Here is a 15,803-nt window from a genome sequence, read left to right on the forward strand (position 1 = left end):
GAATTAAGAATACAAGATTACTTTTATAATTGACCTACATTCAGCTGCTGTTCAGCGGTATGTAGGCAGTTATATAAACAGAAACAAAAGCTAGGAACACGCTTAGGATTTTTCTGCATACGCTGTTTGCGAATTTTTGACCGTACTCAGCCAATACATCATTTGTTCCCTAAGTATGTTTAAAGTCACTGTGCCATTTTGTAGTACTTGATTGTGGAACTCTTTAATATTAAAGGCAGAACCTAATTCTGCTTTTGCCAAATCACGCAATCGTTCTATTTCAAGTTTACCAATCATGTAAGCAGTAGCTTGTCCAGGCCAGGCTATGTATCTATCAATTTCACCTTCTATGATAGAAGCATTTACTGCAGAGTGCGTACTCAAATAATCAACTGCTTGTTGTCTGGTCCAATGTTTACTGTGTATCCCAGTATCTATTACTAATCGTGCAATACGAAACGATTCATTAGATAGCATACCAAGCCGAGAAATATCGTCATCATAAACACCCATAGCATCAGCAAGTCGCTCTGCATATAAAGCCCATCCTTCTACAAATCCCGAATTATGAAAATATCGGTTCATAAAAAGTAATGACTTATTTTCTACATGCAAAGCGATTTGAAAATGATGCCCGGGGATTAATTCATGGAACAAGGTTGCTTGTTGATCAATACGACTGATTTTTTCTGGTTCATAAGTATTAATATAAAAAATACCAGGTTCAGAGCCATCTTCAGTAGGTGGATGATATTCTCCGGAAGCGCCTGTTTTAGCCCTATGAAGCGGGTACGGTTTAATTATCCCCTCGGATTTAGGGATCAAGTCAAACCATAGCGGGATTTGCTCTTTTATCTTATTTAAAGCAGCCATATTATAATCTAATATATCTTGTTCTGTTAAAAAATAATGTGCTGATTCCTGTTGAGCTCTGTGAAAAATTTCGGTCATATCCCTGATGCCATATAACTTATAACCTATTTCAGAAACCTCCTTATTTAATCGCTCCATCTGAGTCAATCCTAATTGATGAATGACTTCTGGGCTTATATTTATGGTAGTAAATTGTTTAATCTTCGCTTGATAGCACAGCTGAGCGGAAGGGGGTAGGGCTGAAACTCCAACTTCCTTACGTGCTATAGGAAGATATTCATTCTCAAGAAAGACAACGTATTCTTGTAATGCGGGATTAATTTTTGTAGTAATAAGATTGGCTACATGTTCTTTAAATGTGGCATCGTTATCTCGTTTGGCAAAATCATAAAAAGGTGATTCTTCTGCCTGTTCACTAATCATGAGATGTATTTGCTTAGCAACGCGCTCGACTGTGGGTTTCGATGCAGTAAAACCGAGGGAGATACCGGTTTTTAAATTACGAATTTCATTATGAACCAGTTGGGGAAAAGTAGTCCATCGTTTTAGGGCCATTGCGCGGTTTTCAGGGGTACCTACGGGTTGTTTTGTTGCAATATCTACTACGTTGTTTTGCCATCCCGCTGCAGAATTGACATCCCACAACTCCTCTTTACATAGCCTACTGTCTTTATTGTTTTCCAAAGTTTCTTTCATCAACAAATAGGTTGTATATTCTGCAGTTCCACGCAATTTATTGGGATCTAATTCATTAAGTGCAGATAAGTAGTAATCCTCTTGGGATTGCCAGCGATATATCGCTTCAAAAGAGTTATCAGTAAATTTATCCTGTGGGATCTCTTTACGATCTAAAAATAAAGCTGTTTCAGGAGAACGTTCAAATAAGCTATTTTCATAGGCTTGAATGAGTGTTGCAAAGTCATTTAAATTTGAGGCATGAGGATGAATGGCTGCTAAGTTTTGACTAAAGGCAAGCGAGCCAAGACAGACAAGCATATTAAATAGTTTTAATCGTTTTTTTCTCATATTTTATTTATCTCCATATTGATTGTATTACATTTATTTCCCATTAACTGCGTAAAAAATATAATTGAGTCCGCGTCTTAATAGTTGTCTGGATAATATCATCTTTCACAAATCAATTGACTATCAAAAGCAAATTATAAAGGCAACTGCTAGGATGTTAACTCCCATTGTTTCACATGACGGGCTGGGGCAAATTGGAAAGGTCTGGCTTCATTTGTGGGAAGTGGATATGTTGTTATCCTTGATGATGCTTTTGCTGCATCAAGGCTGCGATGACTGAAATTAAAAGAGGGCTTAAAGACCATTTTTAGTTCGGGGCGCGGGGTCTTTCTTGTTGTTCTTTGACTTCTAACTCTGAATATACTTTATTATGATGGAAAAATCGATATAACTTACTGTCCTTGTCTCTTTCGTCCACTCCAGTAAGTACAAAATTAATATGTTTTTTTACATCCTCCGGAAATTGTTCCAAGCTTGTTTTTAGCTGTTGATTGAGTTTGGGAATATCTTCCTCCTTCACCCCTAATTCTAAACCACGCACGATGGCAAGTAATACAATTTTTGCATCTGTAAGATTAACTTCTTTCTGATTTAAAATATTGTTTACTGCTTCTTGGATTGCTGGATAAAGCTCACCACGTTTCTTACCACGAAAATAGAAATGTGCCAGCTGGTGCAAACATTGTCCTGAGCGAATGGCTCCCATGGATGCACGACGCTGAAATAATTTAGTCCCATCATTCATTTGAACATTATTAAAATTTGCAGAACTTGAGAATAAAAAATTAAAACTATCGCGAATTTTATATCGATTTATTTCTTTTTTTATAGGTAAGTCTTCATGATCATGTAATAATCCAGAGCGCAAAAATAATGGATAATCTTCCAGTTGTGAATTGGGTTGTTTGGGATTAGTTAGAAAAAATTTTACTAATGATTGATTTTCTTTTAATCTTTTTTCAAATTCGTAACCCGATTTTAATTCAATGTAATGGTCAATTAAAGTCGATAGGTAAAAATCTTGTTGATGGATTACATCTTCATGCTTTAATTCTTCGGAGCCTGCTTTTTTACAATGCATGACAAAGCCTGCAGGTGCTCGTTTATACATTGTTGATTTATTATAGGAATTAACGATACTAACGCCTATACATTGCTCAGGGAATTCATCAAAAATTTTTTGCACAATTCCTGGGTCTTTTTTTAGTGTTTCATCCACGATGACATAAAATTTCGTAGTGGGAGGAATCTCTTTCTTATCATTACCATCTGCTAACTTATAAATAATTTGCTTTATAACGTCCACATCCTGATAATACTCAGAAACAGGGGCTACATAAATAATTTGATTCTCATTCGATTTTTTCCATGAAGATAATTCAGCCTGTCTAACTTCAAAATAAAAAGAATTATCAAATCTATAATTTAGTGAAAATTTATTACTGTATTTCTTAGTAATTTCCTTTAAAGAATTAATAATATCATGCTGCTCTTCGTTACTATCATAAAAAGAAAAACCCGCATCAGGAGAACCTCCTCCTGAAATTTTTTTCAATGTTTCCAGTTCGTCGGTAAGCCATTTGTCTTTATTTTTTAGAATAAAATTTTTTGTTTCAGTTAATGTCGAATATTCTTTTTGATGGGTTTGTTGTTCTTCGAGTGATAATTTCTCTAAAGTTTCTGAGGGGTAGGATAACTCTAATGTTTTGATTTTTTGTTGTATCTTATCTAATTCGCTGTCAATTACTTGTTGGTATTCGGCTAACATTATTGGATCATTTAATTGACGCTCATTTATTTTTTGAAATTGCTCATGAGCATAATAAGTAGCAGATAAAATCGCGTTCATACACGAATTTTTTAGAGCAAAGTCTACATCACCTTGTGGACAGGTAATTTTTTTTAGCTCTTGTAAATAGTCATGGTATAACGCATCTTTATTTGTAAATTGAAATAAATGGTAAAGCAATTGCGACGCATTCTCAAAAAAATATTCAAACCTAACTGGGTCTTCTTTTGAATATTCAAATGCTCTGGCGAGTTCTTTTTCTAATAAGTTGATTAACTGTAAAATTACTTTTTTATTTTTATCAAACAAATTTTTATCGATATTACTTTCTATAAGTTTAATTGTATTTAGCCATTTGTTTGCAATAAGGCCTCGATAATCTGTAGTGTATTTTAATAATTCTACAATCGAAGGATTCTCTTTTAACTGTTTAATTTTGTCATACGGATTATCTTCAAAATTCTTGCTGCTAGATTCATCGGCGTAAAGATCGTTAAGGTTCAAATTTAACTCTTTATCTATAAAATCTTTTGGAGAATTATAACACCTCGCTAGATTAAAAAAGAACTTATTCGCATTCGATGCCAACATAGTAAAGCCAGTATATTGACCAAACATGTTATTTTTTTTATCAAACTCGTCATTCATAATGAATACAGGTGTATTATTGATATAAGCTAAGCCAATAAAAGGTGTCTTTTTATCTCGTTCTCCTAGTAAATCACCTAAGATTTTTTTTTCAAAATGGGCAAAATTATTATAATGTAAATCCGATTTATAATAATAACCTTTATCATTTTTCTCGTAATTAGATTTAGGATCGATACGTTTTATCTTTTTTAAATCTATAAACTGTTCTATTTCTTTTAAATCGTATTCATCAATTGGAACAACTTTAAATTTTTTCTTACTTATAGTTATTGTCTTAGCTAAACAACCTTCTCGACTATATATGCCTCCCTTGTGAGCTACTGGATGGATGCTACGGAATAAACCATATGATATGTCGGTTGCATTGGCACCTATTTCTCGCCGAGCAAGGTATGCATAAGCGTGCTTTAAAGGCTCCGGTAATTGATTATTTTTTAAATCTTCTTCAGAAATTTGTGCTAAGTGTTTTAATAGATGAGAATATTCTTTAAAAAATAATGCTTTTTTAAGCTTTGTTTCTGTTTTATTTTTCATAGGAACTCTGTGTAAAACAACAACTAATGGTAAATTATAGTACATATTTGCCAATAATTTCACAAAATTCAAGTCTTAAGAGGGGAGGCTGAACGCAATAATATTCCCAATTTTCGCTAATTTATCCCATTTTGATATATTGATAAATACTTGATAAGCCATTGAGCTGGTTTTGAGACATAACCCTGTTTTTGGCGAGTTTAGTTCCGTATCACGACTTCGTCTAAACAGGCTACACTTGCGTTAATAATTATGCTACTAATTTTTTTATACCGTATCTATAAATGATTGAAGTCAGTCATATACTATATTATTTTACAAACTTACCTGCATCATTGAAAGGAAATCCGCATGCGCCAGTTATTGATTACGCTTTTTATTTTGTTGTCTCATACAGCAAATTGTGCACCTGTCTTCGAAATTGTTCCTCTGGGAGTCTATGGTGGTTTGAAAGATGGAAATTTATCAGCTTATTTATTAAAGACCACCGAAAGTGAAAATTATACCGCTCTTGATGGGGGTACTTTAGTCCATGGGCTTGAAGTTGCGGTCAATCAACAATCAGTGCATCATAAAAATATTGACGATTTGCTGCAAAAACATATCCCAACTTACCTCATTTCTCACGCACATCTTGATCATCTTATGGGGCTTGTGATGGCGCAACCCGAATTGCGAGAGCAGCAAACAATTATGGCGCGCGAAGAAACAATGCAAGCATTGCAGAAAAATATTTTTAATTGGTCTGTTTGGGGAAATTTTGGAGATGGGGGAGAAATTCCGCACTTGAATTATCAGCATTATCAAACGATGCCATTACTTGAGTGGGTTGCTATTCCTAATACAGATCTGCACGTAAAAGCGTTTCCTTTAAGTCATAGTGGAATGGCATCAAGCGCTTTTTTAATACGTTATAAGACCGAATATATCTTATATTTTGGTGATACAGGTGCTGATAGGATTGAAAAATCGACAAACATGGAGTCTATTTGGAACGAAATTGCACCACTTATCAGAAATAAACAGCTTCATGCCATCATGCTAGAGTGTTCATTTTTAAATTCACAACCAGATGACAAATTGTTTGGTCATTTAAAGCCAAATTTATTTATGCTTGAATTGCGGCAATTGGCATCGATTGTTGATCCTTTAAATTTAAGAAACTCATTACGGGGATTGCCTGTGATTGTTACTCATATCAAACCGAGATTAGTTGACTTTTCAAACTCTAAGGAAGATTCAGCCAGGCAGGTTATAAACGAATTGTCCCAGGAAAATGATATTGGCGTAGAATTAATTAAACCGGAGCAAGGTATACTGTTAAGTTTATAATAGACGCATTTGCACAACAGCCCTAAATGTCCCCAGAACCAGGGCTGTTGCGAGGTAAACTTGTGGTACTAGTGATATTCTTAATACCACCATGCATTATAACCACTCTTTGGACAAGTCCGGGTTTTTCCCGTTGGACAACAATGACCTTTGCCATCATCACAGCACATGGTATCACAGCTACTGAGCAGCATTGATGAGACTGTGATGGTTAAGGCAATGATTACTTTTTTCATTATTCTTCTCTGCCTCATGGAACATTTCCCTCTCTATGAATTTATGCTAGACCATAGATGAGAAGTTTTCCATTTTATTAAGTTGATAATTTATATCTTTTTAAACAGATACATAGCAATTAGATAAAGCCAGCTGTACTATATTTTTTAAAAGCTAGGAATATTTTTACTGACAGGGATTTGTGATGCGACGCATATCTGGCTTTACCCTTATTGAACTGATTATCATTATTTTAATCATTGGCCTTATTGTGCTATTTTTTGGAATGAAAACTCCATCGATGTCGCTTTACAGTTTGTCTTCTATAACAGAGCAATTAAGACGCGACATACGTTATACTCAAGTTTTAGCGACCAGCTTAAATACAAATTATAGTATTATTCTTTCAACAAACGGCTATACCATCTCCCCTAATCCTCCAAATGGAGCATACTCTGTAAGCATGCCTACGGGAATCACCCTGTCTCCAATGAGCATTACTTTTAATTCCATGGGAGCACCTGCATCAGGTGCAACAATTACCATTACCGCATCTGGAGTCGGTACTAAAACACTTACAGTTTCTGCAGAAACGGGGTTTATAAATGGTTAAACAATCCGGATTTTTGATGATGGTTATTGCAGTTCTGCTTGTTGTTATAGCTGGACTTGCTACTGCTTTTGTCTCAATGATTATAAGCGGTACCAATTCATCTATAAGCACTATATCCGCCAATAATGCCTATGATTTAGCTATAACAGGCATTGAAAATGGCAGTTACCAATTGTCTCTTGGGATGTGTGATAATGCCTGGAGTACCACTATTTTGATCCCAGGCCAAGGGGAATACCAATACAATTGCAGTCAAGATCAAGCGTCAACAACGATTACCAGTTCTCTGTCTATTTCATCGTCCTCAATTCCGCTTGCTTCTATTGCCAATTTCGAGACTTTTGGAGCCATATCTATCGATTCAGAAATAATCTATTACGATGGGATAAGTGGGAATACTCTACTCAATGCGCGACGGGGACAAAATGGAACAATTGCTGCATCCCATTTTTCTGGTGCTGTAGTCAGTCAGTCACAATATATAATCAATAGCCAAGGCGGAGCTCCTTCTCTAGATGCACCAAATGGCCAGGTAATGCTCGCTCAAGCAGTATTATTAGCTAAAGGTAGCTATTATGCTGTTGGAACTCGAGGTAGTAATGGGGTTATCCTCAATTATAATGGTACATCATGGTCAACATCGCTGACAACAAGCGGGGTTACCTTAAGAGGTATAGATATCAGTACTAATTATGGTTTAGCTGTAGGTTCGACTGCCACTAACACCGGCTATATATTTCAATTTAACGGGAGTTCTTGGTCGTTACTTGGAACGGAACGCGGCTCAAATTTTACAGCCGTTTCTTGTGATGTACCCAGTAATCCAACACTATGCTGGATAGTAGGTCAAGAAAAAAGTCCACAGTGGCCGCTCATGTATAATACAGGGACCGGAACATCCTATCATACGAATAGTGTGGGGAGTGTACCTGTTTCAAGTGTGAGTTGTATGAATGACATTTGCATGGCTACACTTCCTAATGATCTTTATGTTTTTCCAGTGAATTCTACTACACCATTTGCTAATCGGATTAATATAGGCGGTACGATGAATGGTATAGACTGCACCCAGGCTAATAGTTGTGTTCTTGTGCGCAGTATTGGTGCAGTTCATTATTTTAATGGTTTTTCATGGAGTAATGCTTTTAATATTACTGGTCAATCGCTTAATGAGGTTCACTGCCCAAGTACAAGTAATTGTATGGTTGTAGGAAACAATGGAGTAATCTTTAATTGCAGTCTTCCTATTACATCCAATGCGTCTTGTGTCGCCCAAGCGTCCCCAGGAACCATGAATTTACTTGGCATTCATTGTAATTCTTCAAACGACTGTTTAGCCGTAGGCGCAGGTACTCTAGCTTATCGTTATACGGGTGGAACTTGGACTGCTATCTCACTACCTACAAGCTACACGCTTTATTCAGTAAGTGGAACGGGATCGAGAACCGGGGCTGGGGTAACTCCTACGGTATTGCATAATCAATAAGGGGATAATCATGTCAAAACAAAAACAACGTGGTTTTTCTATTATTGAACTTATTACTTTCATAGTGACGATGGGGATTATTGTAGGCGGATTATTAATTGGGATAAATCAAGCTCAACGCTACAGTGGTATTTCAAGAATAACACCACAAGCCAGTTTTTTAGCGAACGCACGCATGCAAATCATTTTGATGAACCGAGATATAAACGGTTATACAGCTTTAAACGATCCTTGTACGATCACACCAGATCTTGATATATGTACGACTTTATCGAATTATGCTTCAGCGAATAATTTTATCGTAAGTACTCCTACTATTACAGGTTCTAACCCGAAAACAATCACCATCAATGTAACCGGCGCTGGTAATGCCACTATTAATACGAGTGTATATAATTATGCGAACGATTAAGGGATTTACTCTCATTGAAATGATTATTGTGATGGTGATTACGGGAGGGGTTGTCGCTGCTGTATCTCTCATGTTAAGTGCAGGCTTTACCAACTATTTTACTGGGGTAAAGGTTACCGCTTTAACCACCCAGGCAACTTTAGCCATGACACGTATGACTAAAGAGTTGCAAGAGGCGAGTCGTTTTTCTGCAATAAATGCAACCAATGTGACATTTACTACTACAGATGGTACGACTATATCTTATAGTTGGTCAAGCCCCATTTTGACAAGAACAGGTGTTTCAGCTCAGACACTCAGTAATCAAGTGACCGATTTTTCGCTTAGCTATTATCAATCTGATTTTACTGCAACAACAACCTTGAAGGCTGTTCGTGCCGTGACTATAAATATGACTCTAAGTAATGGCAGTGAAATTGTTCCTATAATCAATACTGTTTTTTTAAGTGATATGTAATAGTATTGGACATAGAAAAATTGATATAATTATCAGTATCTTTCAATACCTTTTTGAATCGACATTAGGAATATCTCGGTTTATACTGCCATTCATGAACAATGATCAGGATGATGCATGTTTGGATTAGGTAAATTTAAATCGCCTCAACCTCTGTCTTGCTTGCTTAGCGATTCTGGATATTCGCTTGTTGGTCTAGCAGATAATCAGAGCATTCTGTTTTGTGAGGAGCATCACTTTACGGAGCCATCCCCTGCTCTTCTTGCTAAATGTTTAGAGGAAGACATAAATAAACATCATCTAGTTGGACGTTCGTGTCAAGTGATTCTTTCTCCAGACCTCTATCAACTGCTATTAGTCGATATGCCCGAAATTCCTGAAAACGAGCTTTCTAAAGCCTTGCGTTGGCAACTTAAAGGTCTAGTTGATTATCCTCTAAATGATATAGTCGTAGATGCTTTTGCAGTACCACCACATGGCGCGGGCGGTAAACGAAAAAAAGCGTTTGTTGCGGTGACATTACAGTCGGCATTACTCCATAAAGTATCTTTAATGGAAAGTTGTTTATTGAATGTTACTGCCGTGAGCATCAGTGAATTGGCTTTAAGCAAACTTTTATTACTTCAACCAATATCACTTGAGACACCAATTATAGTCATTAGCTATAATGATGAGAACTGTCACCACCATATATATTACATGGGAGACTTATATCTATTTCGTACCTTACCTTTGAACAAAACAATTACACAGCCTAATAGTTCTGCAAATCAGGATATATTGTTAGAAATTCAGCGTAGTATTGATTATTGTTTAATGGAGCTCAAACTTCCTGCGCCTAAACAAATCTTCTTTACTCCCAGTTTTTATAAAGCAACAGATCTATTTGTTTATTTACAAACAGAACTTAACAAGGAAGTGAACTTATTAGACATCAATTCATTTTTTACGTCCAAACCGATTGCTCCTGAAATCATGGAAAAGGTTTTTTATGCTATTGGCGGTGCTTTAATGCTCTTAGATAGGAAAAGTGAATCATGAGTCAATCCATTAATTTTCTTAAGGACATTCCTAAAAGCACCAGTCGATTGCCTGCATCATTAATAGGTTTGGTAGTGCTCATTGTCTTAGCCATTTTAGTTATTCTCTCAGTAGTTCTCGAACTAATTAATTTCCAAGTTTATAAATCACTTAAAGTGGCTCAAAAGAACTTAATGTTTGTTCAACAAGATTACAATAAACTGGCAAAGGCTTATCCATTGTTAGTCAGCGACATTCCTTTTGTAACGCGAGTCAAAAACCTTGAGAAAAAACTGCAAGCCAAGAAAGCAGAGATTAATTCATTGGAGCATCTCATTATTCGACGTGGATTTTCTGAATATATGTTCGACCTTGCTCAAATAACTCCTAATACTTTATGGTTAAATCAAATTCAAATTAATCATGATTCCGATAGTATTACGTTAAATGGGTATGCTATTCGCCCTGATTCCGTATCAGAACTTATGAGTAGGCTGCTAACTACCAACTCCTTTAAAAATGTTCTCTTTGATTTGTTCTTTGTAAAAACAATAAAAGATCATCCTTATTTGAAATTTTCTATTGCCACAAATGATCTTGGACCACAAGAAGAAATTATTGAACAAACTGATCAGACTATTACAAAAGTCCAGGGGGCAAAGTAAATGGACCTAAAGTTCTTTTACACAAAGCAATTATATCTATTAAAACAAAAAATTGATCACCTAAGTGAGCGAGACAGAGTGCTGTTGCTCTTGATTATTGTAGTAGTTCTTTTTTTCTTATGGTTTTTTGCTATTGTGAAACCAATAATAAATTCAAGAAACGAAAAAGAACAAAAAGTTCAAAAAGTACTCGATCAGATAACTATAGTAACACAAAAAAAGAAGATCATCGAGATTTTGATCAACAATCCAGGGACAGTAAACACCATTATGCATTTTAAAGAGTTAACTACTGAGATTAGCACATTAGATAAAGAAATTAGTCATTATAATAAGCGTTATATTTCAGAACGTGATTTAGCAAAGCTATTACATGATATGTTAAAACAAACTATGGGGGTAACCATAGAAAATTTTGGTACGGTCATACCTATTCCTGCTCCTCCACAAACGAGTACTACGACACCTAAATCGCCTTCTGTTAAAACGTCAGTCCCACCAACTTTACAAACGAATCATTACCGATTGATTATGCGAGGTACTTATTTTCCGGTAATAAAATATTTGCAACGTCTGGAACAATTACCATGGCGGCTTTATTGGGATAAGTTTGATTATACTGTTACAAAATATCCAGAGGGGCTGATTACCGTTGATTTTTACACTCTGAAACCAAAAAGTGCGCAACTAATAATAAAACAGGGTCAAAACCAATGAGTATAAAAAAACAATTTCTTGTTTTTTGCTTTTTTTTCTTTAACTTAATTAATATAAGTAATGCTGCATTACATGATCCAACAAAACCCCTCATAAATCCTTTAGTCCATGAATCCATCGTTGAGGATAATTATAATCTGCAAAGTATTTTAATTGGACCAATGAGACGACTGGCTATGATTAATGGTCAGATAGTGGGAACAGGCAGCAGTATTCAAGGAGCTCGCGTTCTTGCTATTGATAAAAATCATGTGGTATTGTTTTACGCTGGACGTAGAAAGATTCTATATTTATTTGGCAAACGCTTGTGGAAAACTCATTGATGCGAATAGGGATAATAGCAATAATTTTACTTCTAACTGCCTGTAATACTCATGCACCAATAAAGGGAACAGCCATTGATGAGATGAACAGCGTGATGCAGCAAGCAGTTGCTAATAATAAAATAGTGATGAGATCGGATCATACCAAGGGGCGGGGTACTCCAGTGAGAGCGTTGTTGCCAAGTCTGAAAATTCGTGATGCAAGATCACGAGGTGGTCCCCAGCGCTTTGATATAGCAGTTAAGGATGTTCCTGCACAAGCTTTTTATATGGGATTGGTTGCAGATACTTCAACTAACATGGTAGTAAGCCCTGAAATTAAGGGGAATATTACCTTAAGTTTGAAACGAGTTACTATAGAGCAAGTGCTTCAAGCACTTGAGGACGCATATGGTTATTCCTTTAATGCCATTCCTGGTGGGTATGAAATTTTACCTAACACATTAAGAACTCAAATTTTTAAAGTAAATTATTTGGAGTTAGAACGAAAAAGTCGTTCAAATATGACTGTAAGTTCAGGTGAGGTGACCACCGCAGGCACCCCTGGAAGCCCAAATACAGGAACTAGTGTTTCTGGTGGCAATCTTTCGGGTGTACTTAGCAATGGTAATCAAAATTACAGTGCGGTTGTCGGTGATGTGGAAACCAAGAGTAATATTAATTTTTGGAAGTCACTAGAAGATACAGTCAAAAAGATGATCGGTAAAGCTGATGGCCGTTCAGTTACAGTGAATAATGTGGCTGGTTTAGTTGTTGTCCATGCTCCCCCTAGAGAGCTTAAACAAGTAGAGCGTTATCTTGATATGGTGCAAAACAGCATGGACAGACAAGTGATTCTTGAAGCGAAAATCCTGGAAGTCAATTTGACCAATGAATTTCAGATGGGAATTGATTGGAAACTTTTTGGGAGCCGACTCAACGCTTTAAGTAATTTTCCAGAAGTTGATATTACTCAATCCAGTTTTCCTAAAGCGTTTGATATTGACATTCACTGGAATCCCCAGGATTTTACCTCAGTTATTCAAGCACTGGAAACACAAGGGAATGTTCAGGTGCTTTCAAGCCCGCGTGTATCGGCTATGAATAATCAAAGCGCGGCCATAAAGGTAGGATTTGATGAGTTTTTTGTAACCAACGTCTCTCAAAATCAAAATATTGTTACTTCAAGCCTTGTGACTCAGCCTACGTTAAATGTTAATTTAACTCCCTTTTTCTCTGGGATTACTTTGGATGTTACGCCACAAATTGATGCGAATGGTCAAGTTACATTGCATATACATCCCACAGTAAGCTTAGTCAAAGACCAACGCAAGGTCATTGATTTAGGAACTCAAGGAGGAATCTTGGATTTACCTTTAGCCAATAGCACCATTCGTGAATCAGATACCATGGTACATGCTAAAAACGGCCAAGTAGTGGTTATTGGAGGTTTAATGCAAGATACAACGACTGAGGGAATTGGACAGCTGCCTTGGTTTGGCAATATACCATTTCTAGGCACTTTAGTACGCGCTACAAAACAAAACTCACAAAAAAGCGAGCTTGTCATTTTATTAAGACCAACCATTGTGACTGGAAAAAGTACTAATAAAGACATTACCGTATCTGCGCGCCGTGTTTCAAGTCTTAAACGAGGTTTTCATATCGGTGATAGGCCTGATATTTACGGAACTCAAGGGGAGGTACCTATTATGTTAGGACCTAAATCTAATGAAAACTTAGGGACGCGCTAAAAGGGGAAGCAATGTATTTAGAACATTTTAAATTGCATAAAGCGCCATTTACGCTTACACCTAACACGGAGTTTTTCTGTGAGCTTCCTACCCACAAAGAAGCCTTAAACGTACTTTTGCTTAGTTTAGCTCAGGGTGAAGGCTTTATTAAGATTATTGGCGAGGTAGGAACAGGAAAAACTTTGTTGTGTCGGTTATTGCTCAATTACTTAACAGAAGAATACGTCACTGCCTACATTCCTAATCCGCACCAAACAGCTGAAGGTTTACGACTTTCTCTTGCCCGAGAATTAGGGATGCAACCAGATGAAGCCTGGACACAATATCAATTGCTTGAAGCGATTAATCGCTGTTTATTAGAATTACATCGAGCTGGAAAAAAAACGGTATTGATTATTGATGAAGCGCAAGCCTTATCCGACGAATCTTTAGAAGCAGTCCGACTTCTTACCAATTTAGAAACTGAAGAGCATAAATTGCTACAAGTAGTCCTTTTTGGCCAACCAGAACTGGATACTAAGTTGGAGCAATCTGGATTGCGGCAATTAAAACAACGTATTACTTTTTCCTATCATCTACAACCTTTGGCACGCCATGAACTGGATAAGTATTTGAATCATAGGATGGCTCGCGCTGGATATACTTATGGTTCTATTTTTACTCAAGCAGCTCAAAAACGTTTATATCGTGCAAGCCAAGGCTTACCCAGATTATTAAATATTCTTTGTCATAAATCACTTTTAGTGGCTTATGGACAAGGGAAGGCTCAAGTTGATGGGCGCGCTGTACGACGAGCGATAATTGATACATTAAATTCTACGCGTTTAGAATGGATTTATTCATTCTTAATTTATTCTGGAATTGGAGTGCTAGGGCTTAGCGTTCTTTTTATGATGTATTGGACTTATGGACTATACCTATGAGTTTGCTTAATGAAATGTTACATGATCTTGCAAAGCAAAAGCATACTAAGCATGCTATGCCTTTATTCATGCCTGCATTGCCACAAAGAAGAGGCAGATCGAATAAGATTATTTTGCTATTCTGTCTTTTTGTAATTGCATTTGTTTTTTACTGTTTTTTGTTTAATAAACATGTAGAGAAAATGAGTGTAAAAACAGCAAAAAGTACATCCAAGACAGAAGGAATCATCCTTAATACCGAGATAAACTCAGAACCTATTGTACAACAAACCCCGGAAGCTGTCGTAATTCTGCCTGAGCCAGTCAATCTTATAAGCTATATAGAACCAGTAACTTCTTCAATATCACAACGGGCCGCCATTCAATTACCAGGCGTTGAGGATAAGTTGAATAACTGGGTAGATAATCAAGGCGAGCCATCTTCAATAGGTGTAAATAAAGTATACACCCCGCAGACAATTGAAGAATGGCATGATGCTCAATTAAATAAAGCACTTCAAGCCATAGACAAAGGATTTGATGAAGAAGCGATAACACTATTACAAGAAATTCTGGTCAAGGTACCAAACGCATCTGATGTTCGAGAAAATTTAGCTTCACTTTATTTAACGTATGGAAGTTTTGCTCAAGCAACGGAAGTGGTAAATGAAGGACTCCGGTACGCTCCTGCTGATGCTGCTCTTATTACTATCAAAGCAAGAATATTTCTTGATCAAGGTAAAGCAAGGGATGCGATTAGCCTATTATCAAAATATCGTCCCCCCATGATGTCCTATCCTGATTTTTACGGCACTTTAGCAGCAGCACTCCAATCTGTAGGCCGAGTTCGTGAGTCAGGAAGTCTGTATCAATCTTTGATACAAGTCGATCCGAACGATGGTCGTTATTGGTTAGGTTATGCAATTGCTTTGGAGCATAATAATAAAGCCAACCAAGCCATTGAAGCATATATTCGTGCGAGTCAAAATCCTGATAGTGATCCAACAGTGCGTGATTATGCTGAAAATCGATTGAAGGTCTTACAAGGATAATT

At 36.6% G+C, this 15,803-nt stretch carries 15 protein-coding genes; 12 read left to right on the forward strand and 3 right to left on the reverse strand.

Annotation, left to right across the window (positions count from 1 at the left end; genetic code table 11):
• Window positions 1-102 precede the first annotated feature (102 nt).
• Together Lsan_RS20310 and Lsan_RS20315 are read right to left on the reverse strand one after the other, a co-directional pair.
• The gene (locus tag Lsan_RS20310) at window positions 103-1,899 is read right to left on the reverse strand and encodes a DUF885 domain-containing protein (RefSeq protein ID WP_058515914.1); all 1,797 of its coding nucleotides are present in this window, start codon (window positions 1,897-1,899) and stop codon (window positions 103-105) included.
• Window positions 1,900-2,206: 307 nt separating this feature from the next.
• Complete coding sequence (locus Lsan_RS20315; RefSeq protein ID WP_058515915.1) at window positions 2,207-4,873, reverse strand: hypothetical protein; 2,667 nt, start codon at window positions 4,871-4,873, stop codon at window positions 2,207-2,209.
• A gap of 351 nt (window positions 4,874-5,224) precedes the next feature.
• Here Lsan_RS20315 and Lsan_RS20320 point away from each other — a divergent pair, with 351 nt between their 5' ends.
• Window positions 5,225-6,205 carry an MBL fold metallo-hydrolase gene (locus Lsan_RS20320; protein WP_058515916.1) on the forward strand — a complete coding sequence of 327 codons (981 nt, stop codon included), beginning with the start codon at window positions 5,225-5,227 and terminating at the stop codon, window positions 6,203-6,205.
• 80 nt (window positions 6,206-6,285) lie between these two features.
• On the opposite strand, the gene Lsan_RS23255 is transcribed toward Lsan_RS20320, so the two are convergent.
• Entirely contained in the window at window positions 6,286-6,441 is a 156-nt protein-coding gene (locus Lsan_RS23255; protein ID WP_165397037.1) for a hypothetical protein, read from the reverse strand.
• 185 nt (window positions 6,442-6,626) lie between these two features.
• On the opposite strand from Lsan_RS23255, the gene Lsan_RS20325 reads away from it, so the two are divergent.
• The 11 genes from Lsan_RS20325 (at window position 6,627) to Lsan_RS20375 (ending at window position 15,801) form a co-directional block, all read left to right on the forward strand.
• Window positions 6,627-7,034, forward strand: a complete 408-nt coding sequence (locus tag Lsan_RS20325) for a prepilin-type N-terminal cleavage/methylation domain-containing protein (protein WP_058515917.1) — start codon at window positions 6,627-6,629, stop codon at window positions 7,032-7,034.
• A complete protein-coding gene (locus Lsan_RS20330) occupies window positions 7,027-8,520 on the forward strand; it encodes a hypothetical protein (protein WP_058515918.1) in 1,494 nt (497 codons plus the stop codon). The genes Lsan_RS20325 and Lsan_RS20330 overlap by 8 nt, the downstream gene beginning before the upstream one ends.
• A 10-nt stretch (window positions 8,521-8,530) precedes the next feature.
• The gene (locus Lsan_RS20335) at window positions 8,531-8,932 is read left to right on the forward strand and encodes a type IV pilus modification PilV family protein (RefSeq protein ID WP_058515919.1); all 402 of its coding nucleotides are present in this window, start codon (window positions 8,531-8,533) and stop codon (window positions 8,930-8,932) included.
• The gene (locus Lsan_RS20340; protein ID WP_058515920.1) at window positions 8,919-9,389 is read left to right on the forward strand and encodes a PilW family protein; all 471 of its coding nucleotides are present in this window, start codon (window positions 8,919-8,921) and stop codon (window positions 9,387-9,389) included. The genes Lsan_RS20335 and Lsan_RS20340 overlap by 14 nt, the downstream gene beginning before the upstream one ends.
• 117 nt (window positions 9,390-9,506) lie before the next feature.
• On the forward strand, window positions 9,507-10,430 hold the full coding sequence (locus Lsan_RS20345; RefSeq protein WP_058515921.1) for a hypothetical protein: 924 nt from the start codon (window positions 9,507-9,509) through the stop codon (window positions 10,428-10,430).
• A complete protein-coding gene (locus tag Lsan_RS20350) occupies window positions 10,427-11,074 on the forward strand; it encodes a PilN domain-containing protein (protein ID WP_058515922.1) in 648 nt (215 codons plus the stop codon). Before Lsan_RS20345 ends, Lsan_RS20350 begins: the two co-directional genes overlap by 4 nt.
• Window positions 11,075-11,791, forward strand: a complete 717-nt coding sequence (locus tag Lsan_RS20355; RefSeq protein WP_058515923.1) for a hypothetical protein — start codon at window positions 11,075-11,077, stop codon at window positions 11,789-11,791.
• Window positions 11,788-12,114 carry a hypothetical protein gene (locus tag Lsan_RS20360; RefSeq protein WP_058515924.1) on the forward strand — a complete coding sequence of 109 codons (327 nt, stop codon included), beginning with the start codon at window positions 11,788-11,790 and terminating at the stop codon, window positions 12,112-12,114. The genes Lsan_RS20355 and Lsan_RS20360 overlap by 4 nt, the downstream gene beginning before the upstream one ends.
• Window positions 12,114-13,847 (forward strand): pilus (MSHA type) biogenesis protein MshL, encoded by a 1,734-nt coding sequence (mshL, locus tag Lsan_RS20365; RefSeq protein WP_058515925.1) that lies wholly within the window; start codon window positions 12,114-12,116, stop codon window positions 13,845-13,847. The genes Lsan_RS20360 and mshL overlap by 1 nt, the downstream gene beginning before the upstream one ends.
• A gap of 11 nt (window positions 13,848-13,858) precedes the next feature.
• Window positions 13,859-14,770, forward strand: coding sequence for an ExeA family protein (locus tag Lsan_RS20370; RefSeq protein ID WP_058515926.1), 912 nt, complete (start codon window positions 13,859-13,861; stop codon window positions 14,768-14,770).
• Entirely contained in the window at window positions 14,767-15,801 is a 1,035-nt protein-coding gene (locus Lsan_RS20375) for a tetratricopeptide repeat protein (protein ID WP_058515927.1), read from the forward strand. Before Lsan_RS20370 ends, Lsan_RS20375 begins: the two co-directional genes overlap by 4 nt.
• Window positions 15,802-15,803: the final 2 nt, after the last annotated feature.

The sequence above is a fragment of the Legionella santicrucis genome (assembly GCF_001468135.1).
Taxonomy (GTDB): Bacteria; Pseudomonadota; Gammaproteobacteria; order Legionellales; family Legionellaceae; genus Legionella; species Legionella santicrucis.